This is a genomic window from Streptomyces sp. WMMB 322, assembly GCF_900090145.1.
Lineage (GTDB): Bacteria > Actinomycetota > Actinomycetes > Streptomycetales > Streptomycetaceae > Streptomyces.
Map to the genome: position 1 here is coordinate 80,882 of NZ_FMHI01000007.1, position 26,217 is coordinate 107,098.

A 26,217-nucleotide genomic window follows, 5' to 3' on the forward strand; every position below is an offset into this window, starting at 1 on the left:
CGGCGTGAAGAATCTGTGCGAGGCCGATGGCCGGTCCGTAATCCGGCTGTCCGGCCCCGCTGACCTGCCGTACGGTTCCCGTATTCGGGTACTTCGGAACTCCACTCCGGACTCCCGGCCTGAGCCGGCCTCTCCCCAAGACCGGCTCGGAAGTGCCCTGGCGCACGCTCCTCACCGATCGGGGGACCGTCGGCTCCACACCCCCCGGGGCCTGCGGAATACCGGTCGCCACGGCCGCTCCGGAACTCTCCCCCCTGTTCCGGGGCGGTCGGTCTTCCACCTCGCTCTCTGCGCGCTCTGTTGCGTGCTCTTCGCCCTGATCACCTGGCAGGTCGCCCTCGGCGGTCCGCTCGTCGGAGCCGACATGCGGCTGGGGAACGCTCTCCAGCGCACCTCCCCTCCCGACGCCGTGGCCGAGGCCTTCGCGGATCTGGGCAACCTCGTCGTGGCGGTCCCGGTGCTCGTCGCGGCGATGACGTACGCCCTGGTGACCGGGGGTGCGCGCCGCTGGCTGCCGCCGCTGTGCCTGGCGCTGGCGCTGGCCTTCACCGCTCTTGCCGTCACGGCCGTGAAGGTGTGGCTGGGCAGGCCCGGGCCCCCGGGCGGCACCAATTACTACCCCTCGGGTCACACCGCCACGGCGGCCGTCGCCTTCGGCGGCGCGGCCCTGCTCTTCTCGCTGACGGTCCGCCGGCCCCCGTACTGGCCGCTGCCCGCCACGGCCGCGCTGCTCACGCTGGCGTGCAGCGCGGGCCTGGTGTGGCGTGGCTACCACTGGCCGCTGGATGTGGTGGCGAGCTGGTGCCTGAGCTGGGTGGTGCTCACGTCGGCCGCGTTCGCGCTGCGCCGGCTGCTGCGGCGCCCCGGCAACGGCGGTGCCCCGCACAGGAGTTGAGGGTCCTCGTCACGACGCCCGGGAGGTGCGGGTTCGCGTGAAGCGCCGGAGCCGGGCCGTACGCCGGACGTGGCACCGGACCCGGACCCGGACCCGGAGCCGTACGCCGGACCGCACAACCGCGGCCGCAGGGGGAAGAGGCCACGCGGGAGGACGGTCCGGCGTACGGGGTACTTCGGGGGCCTGCCGGTGCCGGGCCGGTCAGGAGTCAGCTGTCGAAGCCCATCCCCGACGCGTCCATGGCCTTCAGCCACAGGTTGCGGCGGCCTCCCCGCGCGTCCGCACGCGCGAGCGACCACTGCGTCAGCGCGATCCCGGCCCAGCGCACCGGCTCCGGCGGGAACGGCAGCGGCTTCTTGCGCACCAGCGTCAGCTCCGTGCGCACCGTCGGCTCACCTCCGAGCAGGTCGAGCATCACCTCTGCTCCGAAGCGGGTCGCCCCCACGCCCAGGCCGGTGTAGCCGGCGGCGTACGCGACGCGCCCGCCGTGCGCCGTACCGAAGAAGGGTGAAAAGCGTGAGCAGGTGTCGATGACACCGCCCCAGGCGTGGGTGAAACGCAGACCCCTCAACTGCGGGAAGGTGTCGAAGAAGTGGCCTGCCAGCTTGCGGAACGTCTCGGGCCGCTGGTCGTACTCGGCGGCGATCCTGCTGCCGTAGTGGTACAGGACGTCGTAACCGCCCCACAGGATGCGGTTGTCGGCGGTGAGCCGGAAGTAGTGGAAGTGGTTGGCGCTGTCCGCGAGGCCCTGCCGCCCCTTCCAGCCGACGGCGGCCCGCTGCCGCTCGTCCATCGGCTCGGTCATCAGCGCGTAGTCGTAGACCGGGACGATGTAGGGGCGCAGCCTCCGCAGCAGCGAGGGAAAGGCGTTGGTGGCGAGGGCGGCCTGCCGGGCACGCACGCGGCCGTACGGGGTGCCCATGGTCACCGCGGTGTCGCCGGCGCTCAGGCCGCGCACCGGTGTGTGCTCGTAGATGCGTACGCCCGCCTCCAGGCATGCCCGCTTGAGGCCCCAGGCGAGCTTCGCCGGGTTGAGCATGGCCACGCTCCGGCGGAACCACAGGCCGGCGAGGAAGGAGGGCGAGTCGACCTGTGCGCGTACGGCCTCACGGTCCAGGAAGGTCACGCGGTCACCGAATCCGTGCCGCCGTGCCTGAGCCGCCGACTCCTGGAGCTCGGCCACCTGGTGCGGCCGGGTCGCCACTTCGATCTCCCCGGTGCGTTCGAAGTCGCAGTTGATGCCGTGGCGCCGCACCGCTCCCTCGATGGCGTCGAGGTTGGCGAGCCCGAGGCGCTCCAGCTTCTCGATCTCGCCCGGCCAGCGGGCGAGCCCGTTCGCGAAGCCGTGGGTGAGCGAGGCGTCGCAGAATCCACCGTTCCGTCCGGAGGCCGCCCACCCTGCCTCCTTGCCCTCCAGCAGGACGACGTCGCGGGACGGGTCGCGCTCCTTGGCGATGAGCGCGGTCCACAGGCCGCTGTAGCCGCCGCCGACGACAGCCAGGTCGCACTTCGTCTCCCTCGCCAGCGAGGGCAGCGCGGCGGGGCGGTGCTCCGGGTCGTCCAGCCAGAAGGGCACGGGCCGCGCACCGGTGAGCGCCCGGGCGGCCTCGGCCTCCCCCTCGCCGGCCGCGGCTGCCGCACCGGCCGGGCGGGAGCCCGTACCGCCCGCACCGCCGGCCGCCCTCGGGCGGGGTGATCTGCGCGGCAGTGCCGTCACGCCTGCCTCCTGCGCCGGCCGGCGGCGATCTGCCCGCCGAGGACGATCGCGACGGCGATCAGGAACATGGCCGTACCGATGACGTTCACCTGCACGGGCACGCCGCGCTGCGCCGCCCCCCATACGAACATCGGGAAAGTGACCGTCGAAGGACCGGCGTTGAACTGCGTGATGATGAAGTCGTCGAAGGACAGCGCGAAGCTGAGCATCGCGCCGGCCGCGATACCCGGCGCCGCGAGCGGCAGCGTCACCCGCAGGAACGTCTGCAGCGGCCCCGCGTACAGATCGCGTGCCGCCTCCTCCAGGCGCGGGTCCATGCTCATCACCCGCGCCTTCACGGCCACCACCACGAAGCTCAGGCAGAACATGATGTGGGCGATGAGGATCGTGACGAAGCCGAACGCCACCCGGGTGTTGAGGAAGAGCGTGCCGAGCGAGGCGCCCATGACGACCTCGGGCATCGCCATGGGCAGGAAGATCAGCGCATTGCCGGTGCCCTTGCCGCGGAACCGGTGGCGGGCGAGGGCGAAGGCGGCGAGCGTGCCGAACGCGGTGGCCACCACCGTGGACAGCAGGGCGATCTGGAGGCTCAGCGCCAGCGACCCGCACATGTCGGCGACGCCGCAGGGGTCGGTCCAGGCGTCGGCGGAGAAGGCGCGCCACTCGTAGTTGAAGCGTCCCGCCGGCTTGTTGAAGGAGAACAGCATCACCACCACGTTCGGCAGCAGCAGATACACCAGTGATGCCGCACCGGCGATGACGACGGCGTGGCGGCGCAGCCGGCGCAGCGGCGCGAGGACCGCGGAGCGCTTGGCCGGAGCCGGTGAGCCCTTCGGTGAACCGTCCCTGTTCCGGGGGGAGTCGGCGAGGTGCGTTGCGTCGGCCATCACACCAGTTCCTCCGTTCCGGCCTTGCGCATGTAGACGCTCACCACGATCAGGATGATCGCCATGAGGATGAACGACATGGCGGCCGCGGCGGGGTAGTCGAGGACGTTGAGGAACTGCTTCTGGATGGCGTTGCCGACCATCTGCGTGTTCGGCGAGCCGAGCAGCTGGGCGTTGATGTAGTCGCCCGACGCGGGGATGAAGGTCAGCAGCGTGCCGGCCACCACTCCGGGGAGGGAGAGCGGGAAGGTCACCTTGCGGAAGACGGTCGCGGGCTTCGCGTACAGGTCCCGGGCCGCCTCGTGCAGCGAGGTGTCGATCCTCTCCAGTGAGCTGTACAGCGGCAGGATCATGAACGGCAGGAAGTTGTACGTCAGTCCGCACACCACCGCCAGCGGGGTCGCGAGGAGCCTGTCGTCCCCGGTCAGGCCCAACTGGCTTGTCACGTCGAGGACATGCACGGACTTCAGCACGGTCACCACCGGACCGGCGTCCGAGAGGATCGTCTTCCAGGCGAGGGTGCGGATGAGGAAGCTGGTGAAGAAGGGCGCGATCACCATCACCAGCAGCAGCCCGCGCCACCGCCCCGCACGGAAGGCGATCGTGTACGCGAGGGGGTAGCCGATGAGCAGGCACAGCAGCGTGGCCGTCGCGGCGTAGAGGAACGAGCGCACGAAGTGCGGCGCGTAGGCAGCCAGCGCGTCGGTGTAGTTGGTGAAGTCCCAGGTGACGCGGAAGCCCTCCTCCAGGCTGCCGCTCTGCACGGACGTGGAGGCCTGGTAGAAGAACGGCGCGACGAAGAAGACGGCGAGCCACAGCCCGGCCGGAAGCAGCAGCCAGTACGGCGTGAGGCGGCGCCGGGAGCGGGCGGACGCACCGGCATCGTCGCCGGACGGCCCGGCGGGGGCCGCCGCCCCGGCCGGCCCGGGCGGCGGGGAGGCGCCCGCGGACGCCGGGAGGGTGGTCGTCACAGCGCCTCCTCCACCGTGCCGGCGTCGGCGTCCTGTGCGGCGTCGAGCGCGAAGGTGTGTGCGGGCCGCCAGCGCAGTACGACTTCGGTGCCGGGCGTGAGACGTGCGTCCCGTTCCACGTTCTGTTCGTAGACGCTGAACTCGGGGCACACCGGGCTGTCGACGACGTACTGGAGGCAGACGCCCAGATATCCGGCGTCGCGTATGCGGCCGGTGAGCAGGTTGTCGGCGCCGCCCGTGTCCGCGTCGGCGTCCTCGGCGTGTGTGAGGGAGATCTTCTCGGGGCGTACGCCCACGAGCACCTTGCCGCCCGCCTGCGGGTTCTCGAGGGCGCACCGGTCCGCGGGCAGGCGCAGCACGGTGTCGGAGGCGACGGCCTTCAGCACCAACTCCTCGCCCTTCGCCTCGGTGATCTCCGCCTCGATGAGGTTGGACGTGCCGAGGAAGTTGGCGACGAAGGTGGAGCGGGGCCGCTCGTAGAGCTCGTCGGGCGGACCGAGTTGCTCGACGCGTCCCGCGTTCATGACGGCCACGGTGTCGGCCATCGTCATGGCCTCCTCCTGGTCGTGCGTGACGTGGACGAAGGTGATGCCGACCTCCGTCTGGATGCGCTTGAGTTCCAGCTGCATCTGCCGGCGAAGCTTGAGGTCGAGGGCTCCGAGGGGCTCGTCCAGCAGCAGCACCTGCGGCCGGTTGATCAACGCGCGGGCGAGCGCGACGCGTTGCTGCTGCCCGCCGGAGAGCTGGCGCGGCTTGCGCTTGGCGAGCGGTCCCAGCTCGACGAGTTCCAGCATCTCCTCGACCTGCTTGCGCACGGAGCCGATCCCCCGGCGGCGCAGCCCGAAGGCGACGTTCTCCGACACGTCGAGGTGCGGGAAGAGGGCGTAGTTCTGGAAGACGGTGTTCACGGGGCGCTTGTGCGGCGGCAGCGCGGTGATGTCCTCGTCGCCGAGCCGGACGCTGCCGCCCGTCGGCTCCTCGAGCCCGGCGATCATGCGCAGGGTCGTGGTCTTGCCGCAGCCGGATGCGCCGAGCAGCGCGAAGAAGGAGCCTTCAGGGATGGTGAGGTCCAGCGGGTGCACGGCGGTGAAGTCGCCGAAGACCTTGCTGATTCCGGTGAGCGTGATCGTCATGGCCGATGCCCCCTAGGCGCCGATGAGTTTGGCGAACTTGTTCTCGTAGCGGGCCTGTTCCTTGTCGGACATCGGCCGGAAGGCCTTTCCGCGCCCTGCGGTCCTGGCGTCGGGGAAGATCAGCGGGTCCTCCGCGAGGTCCTTGTCGATCTTCTCCATCTCGGCCTTGGCTCCGGATACCGGGCAGATGTAGTTGACCCAGGCAGTCAGTTCTGCGGCCACCTCGGGGTCGTAGTAGTAGTTGATCAAGTCCTCGGCGTTCGCCCGGTGCCGTGCTTTGGCGGGTACGAGCAGGTCGTCCGTGGCGAAGCGGTAGCCGCTCTCCGGGATGGCGAACTCGATGTCCGGGTTGTCGAGCTTCAGCTGCACGATGTCGCCCGCCCAGGCCAGACATGCGGCGATGTCGCCCGAACTCAGCTCGTCGATGTAGTCGTTGCCGCTGAAGCGTCGCAACTGCTTACGGTCCACGGCCTTCTGTATCCGGGCGATGGCCTTGTCGAAGTCGTCGCCGTCGAACTTCTCCGGATCGATGCCGAGGTCCAGCATCGTCATCCCGACGGTGTCGGTCATCTCGGTGAGCATGGACACCTTGCCCTTGAGCGACTCGTCCTCCAGCAGCTGGCTGACGCTGGTGACCTTCTTTCCACCCGTGGCCTTCTTGTTGTACGCGACGACGCAGGCGATGCCCGCCCACGGGTAGCTGTACTGCCGTCCCGGGTCCTGCGCGGCCGTACGGAAGCGGTCCTCCAGGTTGGCCACCGCGTTGGGCATACGAGCGGGGTCCAGACGCTGCGCCCAGCCCTGGCGGATCAGGCGCCCGGCCATCCAGTCGGTGAGGCAGACCAGGTCGCGTCCGGTGCTCTGGCCGGCGGCGAGCTGCGGCTTGATCTTGCCGTAGAACTCGTTGTTGTCGTTGATGTCCTCGACGTACTTGACCTTGATGCCGGTCTGCCGCTCGAAGCGGTCCAGCGTGGGGCGCTTCTTCTTGTCCTTGTCGTCGACGTCTATGTAGAGCGGCCAGTTGGCGAAGTTCAGGACCCGCTCCTTCTTCGAGTAGTCGGGATTCTCGTCGGGGTCGTCGCCGCGGCCACCCTCGGCGGGCGGGATGCCGCACGCGGCGAGCGCCGCGCCGCCCATGGTCAGGGAGCCGAGGCGCAGCAGCCGGCGGCGGCTCATGGCCGCGCGTCCGCTGGTCAGGCTCCGTTCCCAGGCCTTGCGCACGGGGTCGGGCAGGCCTTCGTACAGCTGCGGGTCCAGGTCCATCGGGGCTGCCTTCCGGTTCGATGGGGCGGGGAAGGGAGTTCGGGAGGGTGCGAGGCCGGGGCCGCTGGTCTCAGCGGTCGCCGAAGACCGTGCGGTGCCAGTCCTTGCGGGGCTGTGCGGTGGTGTCCTGCATGACGTGCTTGAGCTGCGTGTACTCCTCGAAGGAGTAGGCGGACATGTCCTTGCCGTAGCCGGAGGCCTTGTAGCCGCCGTGCGGCATCTCGCTGATGATCGGGATGTGGTCATTGATCCAGACGCAGCCCGCCCGGATCTGGCGTGCCGCGCTGCCCGTGCGGAAGACGTCGCGGCTCCAGGCCGAGGCGGCCAGCCCGTACGGGGTGTCGTTGGCCAGGGCGATGCCCTGGTCGTCGGCGTCGAAGGGCAGGACGGTCAGTACCGGCCCGAAGACCTCCTGCTGGACGATCTCGCTGTCCTGCGGCGCGTCCGTGATCAGGGTCGGCAGGTAGTAGGCGCCCTTCGCCCGCCCGCCTCCCGGCGCCTCGCCTCCGGTGACGACGGTGGCGTAGGCACGGGCGCGTTCCACGAACCCGGCGACGCGGTCGCGGTGCGCGGAGGAGACGAGTGGCCCCAGGTCGGTGCCGGGGGCGAAGGGGTCCCCCACCCGCACCTCACGCATCAGGTCGGCGACCCCCGCGACGAACTCCTCGTAGAGCGGCCGCTGTACGTAGGCGCGGGTCGCGGCGGTGCAGTCCTGGCCGGAGTTGATCAGGGCGCCGGCCACCGCCCCGTGCACGGCGGCCGTCAGGTCGGCGTCGTCGAAGACGACGAACGGCGCCTTGCCGCCCAGCTCCAGATGGAGCCGCTTGACGGTGCCGGTCGCGATCTCGGCCACGCGCCTGCCGACGGCGGTCGACCCGGTGAAGGAGACCATGGCGACGGACGGATGGCCCACCAGCGTCTCCCCCGCGTCGGGGCCGACGCCGGAGACGATGTTGACCACTCCGTCCGGGATGCCCGCCTCGCAAGCCGCCTCGGCGAACATCAGCGAGGTCAGCGGCGTCAGTTCGGACGGCTTGAGGACGATCGTGTTGCCCGCGGCCACGGCCGGGAGGATCTTCCAGGCGGCCATCTGCAGCGGATAGTTCCAGGGCGCGACGGAGCCGATGACGCCGAGAGGTTCGCGGCGCACGTACGAGGTGTGGTCGCCGCTGTACTCGGCGGCCGCGACCCCCGGCAACTGCCGGGCGGCGCCCGCGAAGAACGCGACGTTGTCGAAGGAGCCCGGCACGTCGAACTCCTCGGAGAGCTTCAGCGGCTTGCCGCACTGGAGCGACTCCGCGTACACGAACTCCCCGGTGCGCTCCCGCAGTACGGCCGCCCAGCGGTGCATCGCGTCGGAGCGCTCGCCGGGTGTCGCGCCCGCCCACTCCGGCAGTGCGCGCCCCGCCGCCTTGACTGCGGCGTCGACGTCGTCAGGACCCGCGAGTTCGTAGGTGAGGACGCTTTCGCCCGTGGCCGGGTCGAGGACGGTGTGCGTCCGTCCAGAGGTGCCGGACCCGTACCGGCCTCCGGTGAACTGCGCGCCCGCTGCGAACCGTGAGGACACGTCGAAGCGCTGGACCATCGGGCTCTCCTGCCAGGGCGGGGCGTCAGCTGCTGTTGGACGCCGATCCTGGCAGGACCCTTCCGATTCAACAAGGGATTCCGTCGTTACCTTTTGATTGCGCTACGGAATCTGCATCCTCTGCGTGCTTCGAGCCTCACGATCCGCAGCCCCGCTGCCCCTCAGGCCCCGCCGTCCGGGGCCGCCGGCAGCACCCGCGCCGCGCTGCCGCCACTGCGCGCGTCGAGCGAGGAACCGTCCCCGCCGGTGCCGGGACCGGAGTCGTCGGACCCCTCGTTGTAGAAGATCAGCATCACAAGGAGGAAGGCCACGCAGATCACGGCCAGGACGGTCCCGACGATCCCCATCACGAAGCCCGCGACCGCCTGGCCCCGGCCGCCCAGCTCACCCCTGTCGACGGCCCGCTTCGCGGAGAGGCCGAGCCCGAGCGCGACGGGGCTGATGAAGATCCCGACGAAGCTCCCCCAGCAGGTGGAGACCGCGACGAGCCCGATGATGCCGGTCACCATCGCCGCGACCGACTTCCCGTTGGACGGCGGAGGGCCGTGCCAGCCGTAGCCGCCGGGGACGGGCCCCGCTCCGTATCCGTAAGGCTGCGGACCCGGCGCCGGATACCCGTAGGCGGCACCGCCCTTGCCGTACTGCTGGTGGTGGGCCTGCTGCCCGTACGGTGCCTGGGGACCGTACGGCGTCGGCGCACCGTACGGCGAAGCCCCGTACCCGGCGCCCGCACCCCCGGCCGGGCCCCCCGCAGGCCCGCCCGGTGCCGGAGGGACCGGGGGCGGCGCGGCGCCGGAGCCCGACGTGATCGTCGGCTGCTCCGCCACCGAACGGCGCTTCCGGTCCTCTTCGTTCTGGTCCATGCTCCCCCTGCCCGGTGCGACCCCGTCCCGAGGAGGCGCCCACGGATTGTGCGGTTCCTCGCCGGGCCGGCCCGGCTGCCCGGTGTCGTCTTCCATGTCCCCTCCCGGGGTTCTCCGTCCGGCAGCCATGCTATTCGCCTGCCGGAACTCCCCGCATACGATGATCCGGTTCGCTTTTCCCCACTGGAGGCCTCACTTGTCCGACCTCAACGCATTCATCGCCGGGCTGCCCAAGGCCGAGCTGCATGTGCACCACGTCGGTTCGGCCTCACCCCGCATCGTTGCCGAACTGGCCGCCCGGCACCCCGACTCGAGCGTCCCGCACGACCCGGAGGCGTTGAGGGACTTCTTCACCTTCACGGACTTCGCGCACTTCATCGAGGTCTATCTCTCGGTCGTCGACCTGCTGCGGGACGCCGAGGACGTGCGGCTGCTCACTTTCGAGATCGCCCGCGACATGGCTCGCCAGCAGGTGCGCTACGCCGAGCTGACCGTCACCCCGTTCAGCTCCACCAGCCGCGGCATACCCGCGGAGGCTTTCCTGGAGGCCATCGAGGACGCCCGCGTCGCGGCGGAGAAGGAACTGGGCGTCGTCATGCGCTGGACCTTCGACATCCCCGGTGAGGCGGGCCTGCCCGCGGCCGAGGAGACCACCCGCATCGCCACGGAGATGGGCCCCGACGGCCTGATCTCCTTCGGGCTCGGCGGGCCCGAAATCGGCGTCCCCCGCCCGCAGTTCAAGCCGCACTTCGACCGGGCGACCGCCGCCGGGCTGCACAGCGTGCCGCACGCGGGCGAGACGACGGGACCGGAGACGGTCTGGGACGCCCTCACCTCGCTGAAGGCCGAGCGCATCGGGCACGGCACGAGCTCCGTGCGGGACCCGCGGCTCCTGGAGCACCTCGCCGAGCACGGCATCCCGCTGGAGGTCTGCCCGACCTCCAACGTCGCCACCCGCGCGGTCGAGGACCTGGACGACCACCCGCTGCGGGAGATGGTCGACGCCGGCGTCCTCGTGACGGTCAACAGCGACGATCCGCCGATGTTCAGCACGGATCTCAACACCGAGTACGCCATCGCCGCACGGCTGCTGAGCCTCGACGCGGCGGGCATCGCGGACCTGGCGAAGAACGCGGTGCGGGCCTCCTTCATGGACGGGCCCGGCAAGGCCCGGCTGAACGGCGAGATCGACGCGTACCTCACCGACTGGGGCCGGAGGGGCTGACGCCGCACCCCTGCACCGTGCGCAGACGCCGGAGGGGCAGGCGGCCTGTGGCCTCCTGCCCCTCCGGCGCGTCGTCGGTGCGTTCGCGCAGCGACCGGCGTCAGGACTGGTACGGATTCTGCGGCGGCTGCCCGCCCTGCGGGTTCTGACCGGCGAACGGGTTCCCCTGCGGCGGTATGTGGGGGGCCTGACCCGGCTGCGCAGCGCCGTACCCGGCCTGCGGGCCTCCGGTGCCGCCCGGCTGGGGAGCGCCCCCGCCGTGTGCCAGCAGCTGCTCCGCGTTCTCCTTCGTCGTCTCGCTCGAACCGCCGCAGAAGGTGCACTGCAGGTAGTGCTTCGCCGGCGCTATCGGGAACAGCGGGATGAAGAACAGCGAGAACTTCATGACGCGCTTGCGCAGCGAATGGGCCGCCGGATTGCCGCAGAAGCCGCACAGCAGATTCAGCATGGCCAGCTGATGCATCTTGGTCGAGGTGCCGAATATGAGCACGCGATCCCCGTTTCCGAGTGTGTTCCGGATGTTCAGGTGTCGGTGCAGCCAACCACCCGGGGCGTGCCTGCCGTCAAGCGGCCCGTGTCACGAGTCGGCCCCGACCGGGCAGGGCCCCGGCGTGGCCGCGTACCACTCCGGGGCCCTGAGAAGGCAGCGGCCCGTGCTCGCCGGGCCGTGGCTCAGCGGGTCACAGCGCCGTCATGACGTGCTTGACGCGGGTGTAGTCCTCCAGGCCGTAGGCCGAGAGGTCCTTGCCGTAGCCGGACTTCTTGAAGCCGCCGTGCGGCATCTCCGCGACGAGCGGGATGTGGGTGTTGATCCACACGCAGCCGAAGTCGAGTGCACGGGACAGGCGCATGGCACGGCCGTGGTCCTTCGTCCACACCGACGAAGCCAGCGCGTACTCGACGTCGTTGGCCCATCCCACGGCCTGGTCCTCGTCGGTGAACTTCTGAATCGTGATCACCGGTCCGAAGACCTCGTTCTGGATGATCTCGTCGTCCTGGCGCAGCCCGGACACGACCGTCGGGGCGAAGAACCAGCCCGCCTCGCCGACCCGTTCACCGCCCGACTCGACCTTGGCGTGCGCGGGGAGCCGGTCGATGAAGCCGCTCACCTTCTCCAGGTGGGTGGGGTTGTTGAGCGGGCCGTAGAAGCAGTCCGGGTCGCTGAGGTCGCCGGTCTTCACCTCGCCGGCGGCCTTGGCCAGCGCGGTGACGAACTGCTCGTACACGCCTTCCTGCACGAGCACGCGCGTCGCGGCGGTGCAGTCCTGTCCGGCGTTGAAGAAGCCGCCGTCGCGGATGCCCTCCACCGCGGCCTGGACGTCGGCGTCGTCGAAGACGACACAGGGCGCCTTGCCGCCCAGCTCCAGGTGCACGCGCTTGACGTCCTTGGCCGCACTGCCGGCGACCTCGATGCCCGCGCGCACGGAGCCGGTGATCGAGGCCATGGCGGGCGTCTTGTGCTCGACCATGAGGCGTCCGGTGTCGCGGTCGCCGCACACGACGTTGAAGACGCCCTTGGGCAGGATCTCGCCCATCACCTCGGCCATGAAGACCGCCGAGGCGGGCGTGGTGTCGGACGGCTTGAGCACGACCGTGTTGCCCGCCGCCAGAGCCGGGGCGAACTTCCACACGGCCATCATCGCCGGGTAGTTCCAGGGCGCGACCTGCGCGCAGACGCCGACGGGCTCACGGCGCACGTAGGAGGTGAGCCCCTCCATGTACTCGCCCGCGGACTTGCCCTCCAGCATCCGGGCGGCGCCCGCGAAGAACCGGATCTGGTCGAGCATCATGGGCAGTTCTTCCTGCCGTGTCAGCTCCAGCGGCTTGCCGCAGTCCCGGCACTCGACGGCGAGGAACTCGTCCGCACGGGCCTCGAGGGCGTCCGCGATCTTCAGGATCGCCTTCTGCCTCGCGGCCGGAGTGGCATCGCGCCAGGCCGGGAAGGCCTTCTCGGCTGCGGCCATCGCGGCGTCGACATCGGCGGCGGCGGAAAGCGGGGCGGTGGCGTACACCTCGCCCGTGGCCGGATCGACCACGTCCGTGGTCCGGCCGTCAGCGGCGTCCCGGAACTCCCCGTCGATGTAGTTGCGCAGCCGACGCAGCTCGGTGGTCACTTCGCACCCCTCCTGCTCCGTTGTCCATTGGGTGAGACCGCCACCCTAACCAGCAGCGCAACGCTTTCGATACACCACCACACCAGCAACGACGGATTCTGTTCTTGCAGGTGCGTATTGCTTCGAATTACATTGCTTATGGGTTGCTATTCGGAGGAGGTCTCATGCACAGTGTCGTGCGTGGCCCGAGACGCGAAGAAGACAAACGGCATCCGTTCGCTTGACGACGTATCGCTGGCGATCATCGAACAGCTGCAGGAGGACGGCCGCCGGCCCTACGCCGCCATCGGCAAGGCCGTCGGACTGTCGGAGGCCGCCGTACGCCAACGGGTCCAGAAGCTCCAGGACCAGGGTGTCATGCAGATCGTCGCCGTCACCGACCCCCTGACCGTGGGCTTCCTGCGGCAGGCGATGGTCGGCATCAACGTCGAGGGCGACCTCGAAGCCGTCGCGGACGCCCTCGCGGAGATCGACGAGGTCGACTACGTGGTCATCACCGCCGGTTCCTTCGACCTCCTCGTGGAGATCGTCTGCCAGGACGACGAACACCTTCTCGAAATGATCACCAAGCGCATCCGCTCGCTTCCCGGCGTGCGCTCCACCGAGAGTTTCGTCTATCTCAAGCTGCGAAAGCAGACCTACACGTGGGGAACCCGATAACCGTGAGCAAGGATCTCTCCAAGAGCGCCCACGAGCACCTGTGGATGCACTTCACCCGCATGTCGACGTACGAGAAGACGCCCGTCCCGACAATCGTCCGCGGCGAGGGCACCCACGTCTACGACACCGACGGCAAGCGCTACCTCGACGGCCTCTCCGGACTCTTCGTCGTACAGGCGGGTCACGGCCGCGCGGAACTGGCCGGAGCCGCCGCCAAACAGGGGCAGGAGCTCGGGTTCTTCCCCATCTGGTCCTACGCCCACCCCAAGGCGGTCGAGCTCGCGGAGCGGCTCGCCCACCACGCGCCCGGCGACCTGAACAAGGTCTTCTTCACCACGGGAGGCGGCGAGGCCGTCGAGACCGCGTGGAAGCTCGCCAAGCAGTTCCACAAGCTCACCGGGAACCCCGGCAAGTACAAGGTCGTCTCCCGCAACGTCGCCTACCACGGCACGCCGCACGGCGCCCTGTCGATAACCGGCCTCCCCGGTCTCAAGGCACCGTACGAGCCGCTCGTGCCGGGCGCGCACAAGGTCCCGAACACGAACATCTACCGTGCGCCCGTACACGGCGACGACCCCGAGGCGTTCGGCCGCTGGGCCGCCGACCAGATCGAGCAGCAGATCCTCTTCGAGGGCCCGGAAACGGTGGCGGCCGTCTTCCTCGAGCCCGTCCAGAACGCCGGCGGCTGCTTCCCGCCGCCTCCCGGCTACTTCCGGCGCGTCCGCGAGATCTGCGACCAGTACGACGTACTGCTCGTCTCCGACGAGGTCATCTGCGCCTTCGGACGCCTGGGCACCCTCTTCGGCTGCGACAAGTTCGGCTACGTGCCGGACATCATCACCTGCGCGAAGGGCATGACCTCCGGGTACTCGCCGATCGGTGCCGCGATCGTCTCCGACCGCGTGGCCGAACCGTTCTGGAAAGCCGACAACACCTTCCTGCACGGCTACACCTTCGGCGGCCACCCGGTCTCCGCGGCGGTGGCGCTGGCCAACCTCGACATCTTCGAGCGCGAAGGGCTCAACCAGCACGTCCTGGACAACGAAGAGGCCTTCCTCGGCACTCTGCGCAAGCTGCTCGATCTGCCGATCGTCGGCGACGTGCGCGGCAACGGCTACTTCTGCGGCATCGAACTCGTCAAGGACAAGGCCACCAAGGAGACCTTCACCGAGGAGGAGTCGGAGCGGATCCTCTACGGCTTCCTCTCCAGGGCCCTCTTCGACGCCGGGCTGTACTGCCGCGCCGACGACCGCGGAGACCCGGTCATCCAGCTCGCACCGCCGCTCATCGCCGGCCAGAGCATCTTCGACGAGGCCGAAACGATCCTCCGCTCCGTGCTGACGGAGGCGTGGACGAAGCTCTGACGGAGCGGGCCCGGCGAACTCCCCGGCGGCCTGCCAACCGGCACGCCCCACAACACCCGCCGGATCAGCACCACTTGAGCGCGAACCACAGCTCCATGCGTACGTCCTGCTCGGCCAGGTCCTGGCCGAGCAGGGCACCGACGCGGGCGATGCGCTGCCGCACCGTGTTGCGGTGGACCTCCAGCGCCACCGCCGTACGGTCCCAACTGCCGTTCAGCGAGAGCCACATGCGAAGGGTCTCCACGAGCTCGGGGCGGCCGTCCAGCGGCGCGAGCCGCGCCTTCGCCAGCGCCCTGCCCTCCTCCGGCGCCACCAGCGAGGCCACGTCCGCGACTTCGCCCTCACCGGCCGGCGCCTCACGCACCAAAGGGCGCCTTTCCGCGAGCGCACGCCGCAGCGCGCGCCGGGCTTCCCTGTCCCCGCGGTCGAGCCCGCCGGCCGGCACCGGGCGGCTCACGCCGAGCGTCCAGCCCTGCTGGGGGCCCACCGGAACATCCCCGTCGGCACCCGGCCCTCCGTCCGCTCCGGAACCCCCCACCGGTACGAGGGCGTGCAGCTCCCCGCCGTCGAGGTCGATGAGGGTGGTGCCCAGCCCCGCCGCCAGCGCCGCCGCCGCGAACGGGTCCTCCTCGCCCGCGGCGCCGGCGCGGCCGTCCGCACGGGCGGCACCGTGCCCGCGACGACGGCGCCCGTGCACCACGGCCCACCGCTGGGCGCCGCCGCCGAGCAGCGGCGCCGCCTCCTCGGCCGAGGCACCCAGCATCAGCCGTACGAGCGCGGCGGAGCGCCGCTCGCCGGCCGCCGCCGCGCGCCGCTCCGTGAGCAGCGTGAGCAGGACCACCGCGACTGCCGCGATGGCTCCGTCGATGCCGTCCCTGTGAGGTGCGCACAGGCCGAGCACGAGGGGCCGGCGCCGTCCTCCGCCGCTCAACCCGTAGACGCTCAGGTGAAGTTCACCGGCCGTGCCCGCGGCCGACGACGGCCCGGAGCGCAACAGCCCGGTGAGCGAGGCGAGCTCGGCACGGGCCTCCTCCGGAGGAGCCGTGCCCGCGGAGGCGAGCTCGGCCCCGTCCGGGGACAGCAGCACGGCCCAGCCGTCGAGGCGCTGGGCCAGCTGCCCGAGCACCGCCGGTACGGGATGGGGCCCGGCCGCCGCGGCGGCCAGCGTCTGCTGCGATTCGCTCAGCCTCCGCAGCGCCTGGTGCCGGCGCTGGGTGACCGCCTGCCACACGGACCGCGCGACCGCGGTGAAGGGGGTGTCCCGCGGCACCTCGACCAGCGGGAGGCCGTACCGGTCGCACGCGTCCGCGAGTTGTGCGGGCACCTCGTCGTGCACGGGAGCGATGCCGAATCCGAGCGCGGCCGCTCCGGCCTCGACGGACCGCTCCACGTAGCGATCCCAGTGCGCGCCCTGCTCCGGGCCGGGCGGGCAGTGGACACCCGCGCTGAGCAGCAGCTCACCGCCGAGCAGATACGGCAGCGGGTCCGCCATCTCGCTGGTGTGCACCGAGTACACGGCCGTCTCGCGCCCCCCGTCGGGGCCCGCGATCTGCCGCAGTCCGAGCTCGGCGTCGTCCGTGAGCACGGACAGCGGGACGGGCACGGTGGGCGGGACCAGTTCCTGCACGGCCGGCACCTCCCGTCGGCGGTCACGAGACCGCCGGGACGGTCGAGAACCCCGCACGGTCATGGACGATTCATACAGCCGAAGCCGTCTTGATGGAGGAAACGTACACTTCCTGGCTCCCTTGACGACACCTAGGCTCCCGGTCGAACGCTCGCACAATCCCGTCCCCCACCGGGCGCACCTCCCCGCTTCTCCCTCTCTCCCCTCCCCGCCCCCGCTTCCTCCCCCTCCCTCGCCCCTCCCCCGACTTCCCCTCCCCGCCCGGCCCCAGGAGCGCTCCATGGCTGTCGACTACGCAGTGATCATCATCTACCTCGTGGGCATGCTCGCGGTCGGCTGGTGGGGCATGCGCCGCGCCAAGTCCAAGAGCGACTTCCTCGTCGCCGGCCGCCGGCTCGGCCCGGCCATGTACTCCGGCACGATGGCCGCCATCGTGCTCGGCGGCGCCTCGACCATCGGCGGGGTCGGCCTGGGATACCAGTACGGACTCTCCGGTGCCTGGCTGGTGTTCACGATCGGCTTCGGGCTGCTGGCCCTGAGCATCTTCTTCTCGGCGCGCATCTCGCGGCTGAAGGTCTACACGGTCAGCCAGATGCTCGACCTGCGCTACGGCGGCTCGTCCTCCGTCATCTCCGGGCTGGTGATGTGGGCGTACACGCTGATGCTCGCCGTCACCTCGACGATCGCCTACGCGACCATCTTCGACGTCATCTTCGGCCTGGACCGCACACTGGCGATCATGCTGGGCGGCGGCATCGTCATCGCGTACTCGACGCTCGGCGGCATGTGGTCGATCACGCTGACGGACATGGCGCAGTTCGTCGTCAAGTCGGTGGGTGTGCTGCTCCTGCTCCTGCCCATCGCGGTCTGGAAGGCGGGCGGCATCGACGGCATGCAGGAGCAGCTGCCCGACGACTACTTCTCCCCCATGAACATCGGCGTCCAGACGGTGTTCACGTACGTACTCATCTACTCCTTCGGCATGCTGATCGGTCAGGACATCTGGCAGCGCGTCTTCACCGCGCGCAGCGACACCGTGGCCCGCAGCGGCGGTTCCGTCGCGGGTGTCTACTGCCTCGTCTACGCGATCGCGGGTGCCGTGATCGGCACTGCCACCAAGGCGCTCTACCCGAAGCTGGACAGTCCCGACGCCGCGTTCGCCACCATCGTCGGCGAGGCGCTTCCCATCGGGGTGAAGGGCCTCGTGCTGGCGGCGGCGCTCTCGGCGGTCATGTCGACCTCGTCCGGCGCGCTCATCGCATGCGCCACCGTCGCCAACAACGACATCTGGAAGCGGCTGCGCCGCACCGCCTCGGGCGGCCCCGCCGAGGGCGAGGCGAACGCGGCTCCCCATGACGAGATCCGCGGCAACCGTGTCTTCATCCTGATCATGGGCGCGGCGGTCGTGGTGATATCCATCGCGCTCAACGACGTCGTCGAGGCCCTGACCGTGGCGTACAACCTGCTGGTCGGCGGGCTGCTGGTGCCGATCCTCGGCGGTCTGGTGTGGAAGCGCGGCACGGCCAACGGTGCGCTGGCAGCCGTGGCGGTGGGCGGCGCGACCGTCGTCGCGATGATGCTCTGGAAGGGAGTGCTCGCCAACGAGGCGATCTACTACGGGCTTCTGGCCTCGCTGATCGCCCACATCGTCGTGAGCCTGGCCGGCAAGCCCACCGACCCGGCGGTACTGGCCGAGTGGCGGGCACGCCTGGCGGGCGAGTCCGCGTCAAGCGGCGAGAAGCCCGCGGCCGACGCACCCGCCGGAGTCTGACCCGCCCCAGCACCCTGTGCCGTCCCGGCACGGCCGCCCAAGGACGGACGTGCCGGGATCCGCACACACGCCCCTGCCCGCTCCGGGCCCCTCAACCCCGGGCGCCCCGTCCCGCATGCACCACGAAAGGCGCAACCCCCCGCATGGCATCCGCACCGGCAGTCCGCACAGGCAGCGACCTCGTCACCGAATCCCTCACCGCCCTCGGTGCACACACCGTCTTCGGGCTGCCGGGTCAGCACGCACTGGGTGCCTTCGACGCCGTACGCCGCTCCGGACTGCCGTACGTCGGCCTGCGGGTGGAGAACAACGCGGGCTTCGCCGCCGACGCGTACGCGCGCATCACCGGCACCGTCACGCCGCTGCTGATCTCCACCGGCCCCGGCGCCCTGATGTCCCTGGCCGCGCTCCAGGAGTCCGCGGCCGCGTCCGCCCCCGTGCTCGGCATCAGCAGCCAGGTGCCCACCGCCGGTCTCGGCGGCGGCCGCAAGGGGTACCTGCACGAACTCCGCGACCAGAAGGCGTCGTTCCGCGACATCGTGAAGTCCGTCCACACAGTGCGGGCGGCCTCGCAGATTCCCACGGTGCTCGCCTCGGCGTGGGCCGAAGCGGCGGAGGCCCCCTGCGGTCCCACCTGGGTCGAGATACCGCAGGACGTCCTCGTCGCACCCACGGACGTACCGCCCCCGGAGTCGCTCGCCGCCCCCGGCGGCCCGGCACATCCACGGCCCCTGCCCGCCCGTCCCGAACTGACCGCCCGGGCGGCCGCGTTGCTCGACGCGGCGGAACGGCCGGCCGTCCTCGCCGGCGGCGGTGTCGTACGGGCCGGCGCCCGGGCACAGCTGCTCGGCCTCGCCGAACGGCTGGACGCCCCCGTCGCCACGACCTTCGGCGGGAAGGGCGCCTTCCCCTGCGAGCACCGGCTCTCTCTCGGCTCCTGGCTCGAGGACCGGCACACCACCGACTTCCTCGCCGCAGCCGACGTCCTGCTCGTCGTCGGGTCCGGACTCGGCGAACTCTCCTCGAATTACCACACGTTCGCCCCTCGCGGCCGCGTCATCCACATCGAGGCGGACGTCGGCAAGCTGGAGGCCAACCACCCCGCGCTCGGCATCCACGCCGACGCCCGCGCGGCCCTGGAAGCGCTCACCGCGGCCGTCGCGCCGCGGCCCGCGGGCCGTGCGGAACGTGAGGTCGCCGCGCTGCTGGACCGAGTACGGGACAGGATCGCCGCCCAGGGCCTCGACCTCGAACAGCAGGTGCTCGGCGCGGTCCGCGAAGCCCTCCCCGACACCTCCCCCAGCTTCTGGGACATGACGATCCTCGCCTACTGGGCCTGGTCCGCGTTCGACCCCCGCGAAGGTGCCATGCACTCCGCGCAGGGCGCCGGCGGCCTCGGTTACGGCTTCCCCGCCGCACTCGGAGCCGCCGCGGCCGACCCGGAGCGCCGCACCCCTGTCCTCGCCGTCTCGGGAGACGGCGGAGCGATGTACTCCATCGCCGAGCTCGCCACAGCCCGCCAGTACGGCCTCCCCGTCACATGGCTCATCGTCGACGACGGCGGCTACGGAATCCTCCGCAGCTACATGACGGAGGCCTTCGGCGAGGCGACAGGCACCGAACTCGCTCGTCCCGACTTCGTGGCGCTCGCCGAGTCGTTCGGCGTTCCGGCGGTGCGCAGCTCCCCGGAGCGGCTGCGCGAGGACCTGTCGGCCGCGCTCGCCTCTCCCGGACCGTCCGTGGTCCTCCTCCCCGCCGAACTGCGGATGTTCGCGCCCACGCACCTCGACGCGCACTGACCGCCTCCGCAGCCCGCGCACCCTCCCGTGCCGCTGCAGGAGCGGGCCATCTGCGGGGCCCGTTCGGTGGAATCTGCGCCGCGCCCCGGCGGATGACGCCGGATGGACGGTTGGCTGTCCTTACGGTTCCTGTGACCGATGGCCCCGGGCCCGCTTCACCCCTTCGTGGGACGGGGCCCGGCAGGGACCAGCAGAGCAGAGGTGAGTGGAGGTGCCCTCAGTGGCAGCACCCCCGGACAACGACGTGCTCTGGGCACGCGGACTGCACTACTCGTACGGCGGTTCACCCGCCCTGCAAGGCGTCTCGATCGGCGTCCGCGCCGGCGAGATCGTCTGCGTCACCGGACCTCGCGGCAGCGGCAAGACCACCCTGCTGAGCTGCCTGTCCGGTCAACTCACCCCGCACGACGGGGAGATCTGGTTCAACAGCGTGCCGGTGCACACGCTCTCGCGCACCTCGCGCGAACGGCTGCGCCGCGACCGCTTCGGCTGGGTCGGCAGCGAGCCGCAGCTCATCCCGGAACTCACGGCGTGGGAGAACGCGGCGCTCCCGCTCATGCTGTGCGGAACCGGATCCCGCGCCGCCCGCAAGGCGGCCGTCGAATGGCTGGAGAGGCTCGACGTCGGTGACTGCGCGCGCAAGCGCCCCTCGGCGCTGCGGCAGTCGCAGCGCCAGCGCGTGGCGATCGCCCGCGCCCTCGCCCCCGCGCCGGCGATCGTCTTCGCCGACGAACCGACAGCTCCCCTGCACCAGACGGAACGGGCCCAGGTACTGCGCACGTTGACGACCGCCGCGCGCACGCACGACATCACGGTGGTGCTCACGACACACGACCCGGCGGTGATGCTGCCGAAGGTGACACCGGGAGACCCGGAGGCCGCGGACGCGGCGGGACCGACACTCGCGGACCGCAACCTCACGCTCGTCGACGGGCGCCTGGGCGGCGGCCTGATCTCCACGGGCCCCGGCGGCACCAGCAGCGGCGGGGACGACGAGAACGACGGAGCCGGTGGCAAGGGCATGGCCACTGGCGAAGGCGACTCGGACGGCGAAGACTCCAAGGGTGCCGCGTGCTCGCTCTCCGTCTAGCCCGCGGTGGTCACCCCCTCACGCTGCTGCGCCGCCTCCTGGTGGCATGCGCCACGGCAGTCGTGGGCTTTCTGCTGCTGGCGGCTCTCAGTCATGCCCTCGCCCACCCGCAGCAGCCCGGTACCTCTCTCGTCCAGCTGGTGTGGTGCCTCGCGCCGCTCGCGGCGGCCGTGCAGTTCGCCGCGGCGGTCGCCCGCACGGACCCCGGTTCGCGCTCGCCCTCGGCCCTGGACGCGGCGGGCGTGGGCCCGGCCCGCATCCCCCTTCTCGCGGCGGCCTCGACGGCGATGTCGTCGCTGCTGGGCAGCGCAGTCGCGCTCGTGATCTATCTGCATCTGCGCGGTCAGCTGGCGTCGTTGCCCTTCGACGGCGCGGCCGTGAAACTCCTCGCCGCCGACCACCCGCTGCCGGTCGCCGCCACGCTGGTGCTGCTGTGCGTTCCGCCTCTGGTGGCCGCCGGCGCCGCAGCGCTCGCCACCCGGCCCGGGGTCCTCCCGGCCATCGCGGGCGCCGCGGCCGGCGGCGGCACGCACGCACGCACCGCGGAGTCCGGCGCGCACGGCGAGGCGGAAGCACCCCGTGCCCGCGCGGCGGGCGACCGGGAGGCGCAGCCCTTCCGGGTGCTGCCGGGCGCGCTGCCGGCGTCCGTCACCCTGCCCTGGGGGGCCGCGTTCATCGCCGCGGGTCTCGCGACGGAGACGTACGCGAGCCGGTCGCCGAAACCGCTGTCCCTCTCGGCGGTCCTGTCGAACAGTGCCCCCGGTGTTCTGGGGGGCTGGCTGCTCACCGTCCTCGGTCTCGTGCTGGCCGGCCCGGGACTCACCCAGCTGTGCGGGCGGCTCCTGGCGGTCGGCAGGCCGGGCGCGGTACGGCTGCTGGCGGGGCGGGTGCTCCAGCAGGAGGCGGCGCGCATCGGCCAGCCGCTGGGTGTGCTGTGCGCGGTGGCGGGCGGCGGAGTGGCGGCGAGCGAACTGTACGGTGCGTCACCGCAGGACGGTGCCCGCATGTTCGGTCCGCTGACCCTGCTGGGCGCCGCTCTGGTGGTGCTCTGTGTGACGGCGAGCGCGCTGACGGCCGCGGCCGAGTCGCGTGCCGCCCGCAGGCCCGCGAACGAAGCCCTGGCGAAGCTCGGTGCTCCGCGTCGGCTGCTGCGGGGAGCGGCGGCGCTCCGTGCGGTCGTCGTGTGCGTGGTGTTCGGCGCCCTGACCTGGGGGGTGGGCCAACTCGCCGCGCTGCCGCTGACGTCCTGACGCAGGGCGGACACCCGCCCGCGCCCCCCAGAGGGCGGCCCCCTTCCGGCAAGCGGGGCCGCCCTCGTGCTGCGGGCGCATACGCTGACGGGATGCTGGACCACGAGATCGAGAGCCTCGAGGAGTTCGACGACGTCGTCGAGGCGACGGGATCGCTCAGCGGATGGCGCCTGCAGTCCCTGGACCTGCGCGGGCGGGACGGTGCACTGGCGTCCGCGGAGACCGACGGCGCGGTCTTCCTGGGCTGTGCGATGAGCGCCGAGTCGGTCGTGCGGGTGCAGGAGAACGGCGGGCTGGTGTTCCCGCCCGTGCCGAAGCTGCCGTTCAACCCTTACCGCGGGCGGCTCTACACCCCGGAGGAGCTGTTCTCCGGCCTGGCCGAGGGGTACGAGAACACGCCGGACGCCGGCTCGTACGCCTGGTTCCGGCGGACGAAGAGCGACGGCGACGTCTTCTCCTCGATGCTGCGCGCCGTGCACGACGACGCGATCTCCGACGCACTCGACGAACAGCTCGTCGGAGCCCGCGTCGTGGGGGTCATGGGCGGTCACAAGCTGGCGCGCGGCAGCGCCGCGTACGCGGGGGCGGCGCGCCTGGGCCGTGCGCTGACCCGGGAGGGCCACACCGTGGCGACGGGTGGCGGCCCGGGTGCCATGGAGGCCGCGAACCTCGGTGCATACGCGGCGCCTTTCGAGGACGGAATGCTGGACAAGGCGCTGGAGATGCTCTCGACCGCGCCGTCCTTCGAGGAGTCCGTGGGTGAGTGGGCCCGGGCCGCCTTCGCGGTCCGGGACGGCTGGCCGGGCGGCGGTGTCTCCGTGGGCATCCCGACGTGGTTCTACGGTCACGAGCCGCCCAACGCCTTTGCGCAGCACATCGCGAAGTACTTCGTCAACGCGGTGCGCGAGGACGGGCTGCTGGCACGATCGAACGCCGGGGTGGTCTTCCTTCCGGGCGCGGCCGGGACCGTGCAGGAGATCTTCGACAACGCGACGCCCAACTACTACCAGTCGCGCGGCGCTCCGACCCCGATGGTCCTCGTCGACGAGGAGCACTGGACGCGCACGCTGCCGTGCTGGCCCCTGCTCCGGGCGCTCGCCGGTGAGCGGCCGATGGCGTCGAGGATCGCGCTGGCCGGCTCCGTCGAGGAGGTCCCGGAGACGCTCGCCCGGCTCAGGGGCTGACCGGCCGGCCGGTGCGGGGACTTGCGGACTCCCGGACGTCCCTCGAAGCAGCGGGTGTCGACGCCCGTCCCTCGCCGAGCCGGACCACTTCGCGGCCGTCGAAGGTGACGCCGACGTCGGCCCCGGCCTCCGGCGCGTCGCGCAGCGGGCACGAGGCCTCCAGACGCGGGCCGGTCTCCGGCCGGAGCAGCAGCGTGACGTCTGCGGCGTCGCCACCGCGGAAGGTGCGGGCCTCGACGGTGCAGCGCAGCCCGTCCCGTGGTGCCGTCAGAAGGACACCCGCCGGGCGTACGAGGAGCTGGCACGCGCCGCTGTCCGTACCCTCCTCCACCGGGAGTTCACCCCAGGGGGTGCGGGCGGTGCCGCCGCGCACCGTCGCGTCGACGACGTTGTCGAAGCCCAGGAACCGGGCGACGAACTCCGAAGCGGGACGCTGCCACACCTCCAGCGGCGTGCCCGTCTGGGCGATGCGCCCCTCGTTCATCACCACGACGCGGTCGGCCAGTACGAACGCCTCCCCCTGGTCGTGGGTGACGGCGAGGACGGTGGTGCGCAACTCGCGGAACAGCGACCGCAGTTCGACGACGAGGCGCTCCCGCAGCCCCCGGTCGAGCTGCCCCAGGGGCTCGTCCAGCATCAGCAGACGCGGCTGCGGCGCGAGGGCGCGGGCGAGGGCGACGCGTTGCTGTTCACCGCCGGAGAGGGAAGTGACCGTGCGCCGTTCCGCGCCGGGAAGGCCGACGAGACCGAGGAGTCGGGCCACTTGCTCCTGGGCGTCCCGCCGCGCGGTGCCGCGCATGCGCAGACCGAAGGCGACGTTCCCGCCGACGTCGCGCTGCGGGAAGAGCTGGTGGTCCTGGAACATCAGCCCGACGCCGCGCCGGTGCGGCGGCACACCACGCTGGTCCCGGCCGGAGAGTTCGACGCTGCCCGCGTCCGGGGTGTGCAGCCCCGCTATGACGCGCAGAAGCGTCGACTTGCCGCTCCCGCTGGGCCCCAGCACACACACCGTCTCGCGGTCGGCGACCTCCAGGTCCACACCGTCCAGGACGCGCTGTCCGGGACCGAAGCCGGCTGTCACACCGGTGAGCCGCAGCATCAGAACTCTCCCGAGGGGTGGGTGCGTACGCGTTCCAGAACCAGGAGGGTCGCCGCGCACACGACCATCAGGACGGTGCTCATGGCCATCGCCTGCCCGTAGTTGAGCTCGCCGGCCCGGCCGAGGAAGCGGGCGACGGCGACGGGGAGCGTCGGGGCGTCGGGGCGGGCGATGAAGACCGTCGCACCGAACTCGCCGAGGGAGACGGCGAAGGCGAATCCCGCCGCGACGAGCAGCGCGCGGCTCACCATCGGCAGATCCACCTCGCGCCAGGCGCGCAGCGGCGAGGCACCGAGCACGGCCGCGGCCTCGCGCAGCCGGGCGTCGATCGCGCGCAGCACCGGCAGCATCGTCCGGATGACGAACGGAACGCCGACGAGCGCCTGCGCGACGGGCACGATCATCCACGACGAGCGCAGGTCCAGGGGCGGTTCGTCCAGGGCGACGAGGAAACCGAAGCCGACGGTGACCGCGGAGGTGCCCAGCGGCAGCATCAGCATCGAGTCGAAGCCCCGCACCAGCCGGTCGACGGCCCCGCCGCTCCGGCCGCCGCCTCCGGTGCGTGCCGTGAGCGCCGCCGCTGCCGGCACACCGACCGCGAGGGCGATGAGCGTGGCCACGGCGGCGTACGCGAGTGAGTTGCCGATGGCGTCGACGGGCGGGACGGTGAATGTGGCGGTGCCCGAAACCTCGCCCAGTGCACGGTAGTTGGCCAGTCCGTAGCCGCCGGGTCCGTCGAAGGACCGGGCCGCCAGCACTGCGAGAGGCACAAGGATCAGCAGGCCCGTCACCGCCAGGACGGAACCCAGCAGCGCCCACTGGGCGCGGCCGCGGGGACGGCGCGCGGAATCGGCGGCCGGGACCATGCTCAGCGCCGCCTGCCGTTTCCGCACGGTGCGGGCGTGCACGGCGAGCAGAGCGGTGACGGCCGCGAACTGGAGCAGCGTGAGCACGGCTGCGGTCGGCAGGTCGAGCAGCGCGGCGGTCTGCCGGTAGATCTCGACCTCCAGCGTGGCGTAGCGCGGTCCGCCCAGCACCTGGATCACGCCGAACGAGGTGAAGGTGAAGAGGAAGACGATGAGCGCGGCCGCACCGACCGACGGTGCGAGGGCGGGCAGTGTCACGCGCCGCCACGCGGCGAAGCGGCCCGCGCCGAGCACGCGTGCCGCCTCCTCCTGGCGCGGGTCGAGTTGGGACCACAGCCCGCCCACCGTCCGTACGACGACCGCGTAGTTGATGAACACGTGGGCGATCAGGATCGCCCAGACACTCGTGTCCAGACGCAGCCCGGCCCACTCGTCCAGGAGGCCGCCGCGCCCCAGCAGCGCCAGGAACGCCGAGCCCACGACCACCGTCGGCAGTACGAAGGGGACGGTGACGACGGCACGCAGCACCTGCTTCCCGGGGAAGTCGAACCGGGCGAAGACGTAGGCGCACGGCAGCGCGAGCGCCAGCGTGCACGCCGTCGAGGCAGCGGCCTGCCACACCGTGAACCACAGCACGTGCAGCGTGTCCGGGTCACCCAACACCTTTGCGAGCGAGCCGAGTTGCCACGAGCCGGCCTCGGTGCGCAGCCCACGGCCGACGATCCCGGCGACGGGCCAGGCGAAGAAGAGCGCGAAGAAGGCGACGGGCAGCGCCATCAGCGCGAGGCGCGGCGCGGCACCGGTACCGGTGCCCGAGCCGGTGCCGGTGCCGGTGCCCGAGCCGGTGCCGGCGC

21 protein-coding genes are annotated in these 26,217 nt (G+C 71.5%); 9 read left to right on the top strand and 12 right to left on the bottom strand.

The features are described 5' to 3' along the window. Positions 1-304 precede the first annotated feature (304 nt). Positions 305-895 carry a phosphatase PAP2 family protein gene (locus H180DRAFT_RS13540; protein ID WP_055486311.1) on the top strand — a complete coding sequence of 197 codons (591 nt, stop codon included), beginning with the start codon at positions 305-307 and terminating at the stop codon, positions 893-895. Positions 896-1,103: 208 nt separating this feature from the next. Here H180DRAFT_RS13540 and H180DRAFT_RS13545 read toward each other — a convergent pair whose 3' ends face one another. From H180DRAFT_RS13545 to H180DRAFT_RS13575, 7 genes are all read right to left on the bottom strand, one after another. Then, positions 1,104-2,471: an NAD(P)/FAD-dependent oxidoreductase gene (locus H180DRAFT_RS13545; protein ID WP_055486470.1), complete on the bottom strand. Its 1,368-nt coding sequence runs from the start codon at positions 2,469-2,471 to the stop codon at positions 1,104-1,106. A 137-nt stretch (positions 2,472-2,608) separates the two neighbouring features. After that, entirely contained in the window at positions 2,609-3,499 is an 891-nt protein-coding gene (locus H180DRAFT_RS13550) for an ABC transporter permease (protein WP_107097650.1), read from the bottom strand. After that, the gene (locus H180DRAFT_RS13555; RefSeq protein ID WP_055486312.1) at positions 3,499-4,470 is read right to left on the bottom strand and encodes an ABC transporter permease; all 972 of its coding nucleotides are present in this window, start codon (positions 4,468-4,470) and stop codon (positions 3,499-3,501) included. Before H180DRAFT_RS13555 ends, H180DRAFT_RS13550 begins: the two co-directional genes overlap by 1 nt. Then, positions 4,467-5,603 (bottom strand): ABC transporter ATP-binding protein, encoded by a 1,137-nt coding sequence (locus H180DRAFT_RS13560; protein WP_055486313.1) that lies wholly within the window; start codon positions 5,601-5,603, stop codon positions 4,467-4,469. The genes H180DRAFT_RS13555 and H180DRAFT_RS13560 overlap by 4 nt, the downstream gene beginning before the upstream one ends. Before the next feature lie 12 nt (positions 5,604-5,615). Continuing rightward, positions 5,616-6,866: an ABC transporter substrate-binding protein gene (locus H180DRAFT_RS13565; protein WP_055486314.1), complete on the bottom strand. Its 1,251-nt coding sequence runs from the start codon at positions 6,864-6,866 to the stop codon at positions 5,616-5,618. Between the two features lie 70 nt (positions 6,867-6,936). Beyond that, entirely contained in the window at positions 6,937-8,451 is a 1,515-nt protein-coding gene (locus tag H180DRAFT_RS13570; RefSeq protein WP_055486315.1) for a gamma-aminobutyraldehyde dehydrogenase, read from the bottom strand. A gap of 161 nt (positions 8,452-8,612) precedes the next feature. Then, a complete protein-coding gene (locus H180DRAFT_RS13575; protein WP_254666019.1) occupies positions 8,613-9,314 on the bottom strand; it encodes a DUF4190 domain-containing protein in 702 nt (233 codons plus the stop codon). Between the two features lie 196 nt (positions 9,315-9,510). Here H180DRAFT_RS13575 and H180DRAFT_RS13580 point away from each other — a divergent pair, with 196 nt between their 5' ends. Beyond that, complete coding sequence (locus tag H180DRAFT_RS13580; RefSeq protein WP_055486316.1) at positions 9,511-10,539, top strand: adenosine deaminase; 1,029 nt, start codon at positions 9,511-9,513, stop codon at positions 10,537-10,539. A gap of 100 nt (positions 10,540-10,639) precedes the next feature. Here the strand turns inward: H180DRAFT_RS13580 and H180DRAFT_RS13585 are convergent, their stop codons facing one another. Continuing rightward, entirely contained in the window at positions 10,640-11,029 is a 390-nt protein-coding gene (locus tag H180DRAFT_RS13585) for a zinc-ribbon domain-containing protein (RefSeq protein ID WP_055486317.1), read from the bottom strand. Positions 11,030-11,219: 190 nt separating this feature from the next. Then, the gene (locus H180DRAFT_RS13590) at positions 11,220-12,653 is read right to left on the bottom strand and encodes a gamma-aminobutyraldehyde dehydrogenase (protein ID WP_055486318.1); all 1,434 of its coding nucleotides are present in this window, start codon (positions 12,651-12,653) and stop codon (positions 11,220-11,222) included. A gap of 138 nt (positions 12,654-12,791) precedes the next feature. Here H180DRAFT_RS13590 and H180DRAFT_RS13595 point away from each other — a divergent pair, with 138 nt between their 5' ends. Together H180DRAFT_RS13595 and H180DRAFT_RS13600 are read left to right on the top strand one after the other, a co-directional pair. Further along, positions 12,792-13,313, top strand: a complete 522-nt coding sequence (locus H180DRAFT_RS13595; RefSeq protein WP_074466794.1) for an Lrp/AsnC family transcriptional regulator — start codon at positions 12,792-12,794, stop codon at positions 13,311-13,313. Further along, positions 13,298-14,677: an aspartate aminotransferase family protein gene (locus H180DRAFT_RS13600; RefSeq protein WP_074466795.1), complete on the top strand. Its 1,380-nt coding sequence runs from the start codon at positions 13,298-13,300 to the stop codon at positions 14,675-14,677. Before H180DRAFT_RS13595 ends, H180DRAFT_RS13600 begins: the two co-directional genes overlap by 16 nt. Positions 14,678-14,741: 64 nt before the next feature. Here H180DRAFT_RS13600 and H180DRAFT_RS13605 read toward each other — a convergent pair whose 3' ends face one another. After that, positions 14,742-16,304: a PucR family transcriptional regulator gene (locus tag H180DRAFT_RS13605; RefSeq protein ID WP_254666020.1), complete on the bottom strand. Its 1,563-nt coding sequence runs from the start codon at positions 16,302-16,304 to the stop codon at positions 14,742-14,744. A gap of 280 nt (positions 16,305-16,584) precedes the next feature. Between H180DRAFT_RS13605 and H180DRAFT_RS13610 the strand changes: the two genes are divergently transcribed. From H180DRAFT_RS13610 to H180DRAFT_RS13630, 5 genes are all read left to right on the top strand, one after another. After that, on the top strand, positions 16,585-18,075 hold the full coding sequence (locus tag H180DRAFT_RS13610; RefSeq protein WP_055486322.1) for a sodium:solute symporter family protein: 1,491 nt from the start codon (positions 16,585-16,587) through the stop codon (positions 18,073-18,075). Positions 18,076-18,218: 143 nt separating this feature from the next. Further along, positions 18,219-19,874, top strand: a complete 1,656-nt coding sequence (locus H180DRAFT_RS13615) for a thiamine pyrophosphate-binding protein (RefSeq protein WP_055486323.1) — start codon at positions 18,219-18,221, stop codon at positions 19,872-19,874. A 220-nt stretch (positions 19,875-20,094) separates the two neighbouring features. After that, entirely contained in the window at positions 20,095-20,964 is an 870-nt protein-coding gene (locus H180DRAFT_RS13620; RefSeq protein ID WP_055486324.1) for an ABC transporter ATP-binding protein, read from the top strand. Then, positions 20,946-22,214, top strand: coding sequence for a hypothetical protein (locus H180DRAFT_RS13625; RefSeq protein ID WP_055486325.1), 1,269 nt, complete (start codon positions 20,946-20,948; stop codon positions 22,212-22,214). Before H180DRAFT_RS13620 ends, H180DRAFT_RS13625 begins: the two co-directional genes overlap by 19 nt. Positions 22,215-22,306: 92 nt before the next feature. Next, on the top strand, positions 22,307-23,398 hold the full coding sequence (locus H180DRAFT_RS13630; RefSeq protein ID WP_055486326.1) for an LOG family protein: 1,092 nt from the start codon (positions 22,307-22,309) through the stop codon (positions 23,396-23,398). On the opposite strand, the gene H180DRAFT_RS13635 is transcribed toward H180DRAFT_RS13630, so the two are convergent. After that, the gene (locus H180DRAFT_RS13635; RefSeq protein ID WP_055486327.1) at positions 23,388-24,497 is read right to left on the bottom strand and encodes an ABC transporter ATP-binding protein; all 1,110 of its coding nucleotides are present in this window, start codon (positions 24,495-24,497) and stop codon (positions 23,388-23,390) included. The two genes, H180DRAFT_RS13630 and H180DRAFT_RS13635, sit on opposite strands and share 11 nt — an antisense overlap. Then, on the bottom strand, positions 24,497-26,140 hold the full coding sequence (locus tag H180DRAFT_RS13640; RefSeq protein ID WP_055486472.1) for an ABC transporter permease: 1,644 nt from the start codon (positions 26,138-26,140) through the stop codon (positions 24,497-24,499). The genes H180DRAFT_RS13635 and H180DRAFT_RS13640 overlap by 1 nt, the downstream gene beginning before the upstream one ends. Between the last annotated feature and the right edge of the window lie 77 nt (positions 26,141-26,217).

What these genes read in the sequence shown, in the direction of transcription:
- H180DRAFT_RS13550 (WP_107097650.1), bottom strand. Translation starts at nt 3,499, where the DNA reads ATGGCCGACGCAACGCACCTCGCCGACTCCCCCCGGAACAGGGACGGT.
- H180DRAFT_RS13560 (WP_055486313.1), bottom strand. Translation starts at nt 5,603, where the DNA reads ATGACGATCACGCTCACCGGAATCAGCAAGGTCTTCGGCGACTTCACC.
- H180DRAFT_RS13565 (WP_055486314.1), bottom strand. Translation starts at nt 6,866, where the DNA reads ATGGACCTGGACCCGCAGCTGTACGAAGGCCTGCCCGACCCCGTGCGC.
- H180DRAFT_RS13570 (WP_055486315.1), bottom strand. Translation starts at nt 8,451, where the DNA reads ATGGTCCAGCGCTTCGACGTGTCCTCACGGTTCGCAGCGGGCGCGCAG.
- H180DRAFT_RS13575 (WP_254666019.1), bottom strand. Translation starts at nt 9,314, where the DNA reads ATGGACCAGAACGAAGAGGACCGGAAGCGCCGTTCGGTGGCGGAGCAG.
- H180DRAFT_RS13595 (WP_074466794.1), top strand. Translation starts at nt 12,792, where the DNA reads ATGGGTTGCTATTCGGAGGAGGTCTCATGCACAGTGTCGTGCGTGGCC.
- H180DRAFT_RS13610 (WP_055486322.1), top strand. Translation starts at nt 16,585, where the DNA reads ATGGCTGTCGACTACGCAGTGATCATCATCTACCTCGTGGGCATGCTC.
- H180DRAFT_RS13615 (WP_055486323.1), top strand. Translation starts at nt 18,219, where the DNA reads ATGGCATCCGCACCGGCAGTCCGCACAGGCAGCGACCTCGTCACCGAA.
- H180DRAFT_RS13630 (WP_055486326.1), top strand. Translation starts at nt 22,307, where the DNA reads ATGCTGGACCACGAGATCGAGAGCCTCGAGGAGTTCGACGACGTCGTC.
- H180DRAFT_RS13635 (WP_055486327.1), bottom strand. Translation starts at nt 24,497, where the DNA reads ATGCTGCGGCTCACCGGTGTGACAGCCGGCTTCGGTCCCGGACAGCGC.
- H180DRAFT_RS13640 (WP_055486472.1), bottom strand. Translation starts at nt 26,140, where the DNA reads ATGGCGCTGCCCGTCGCCTTCTTCGCGCTCTTCTTCGCCTGGCCCGTC.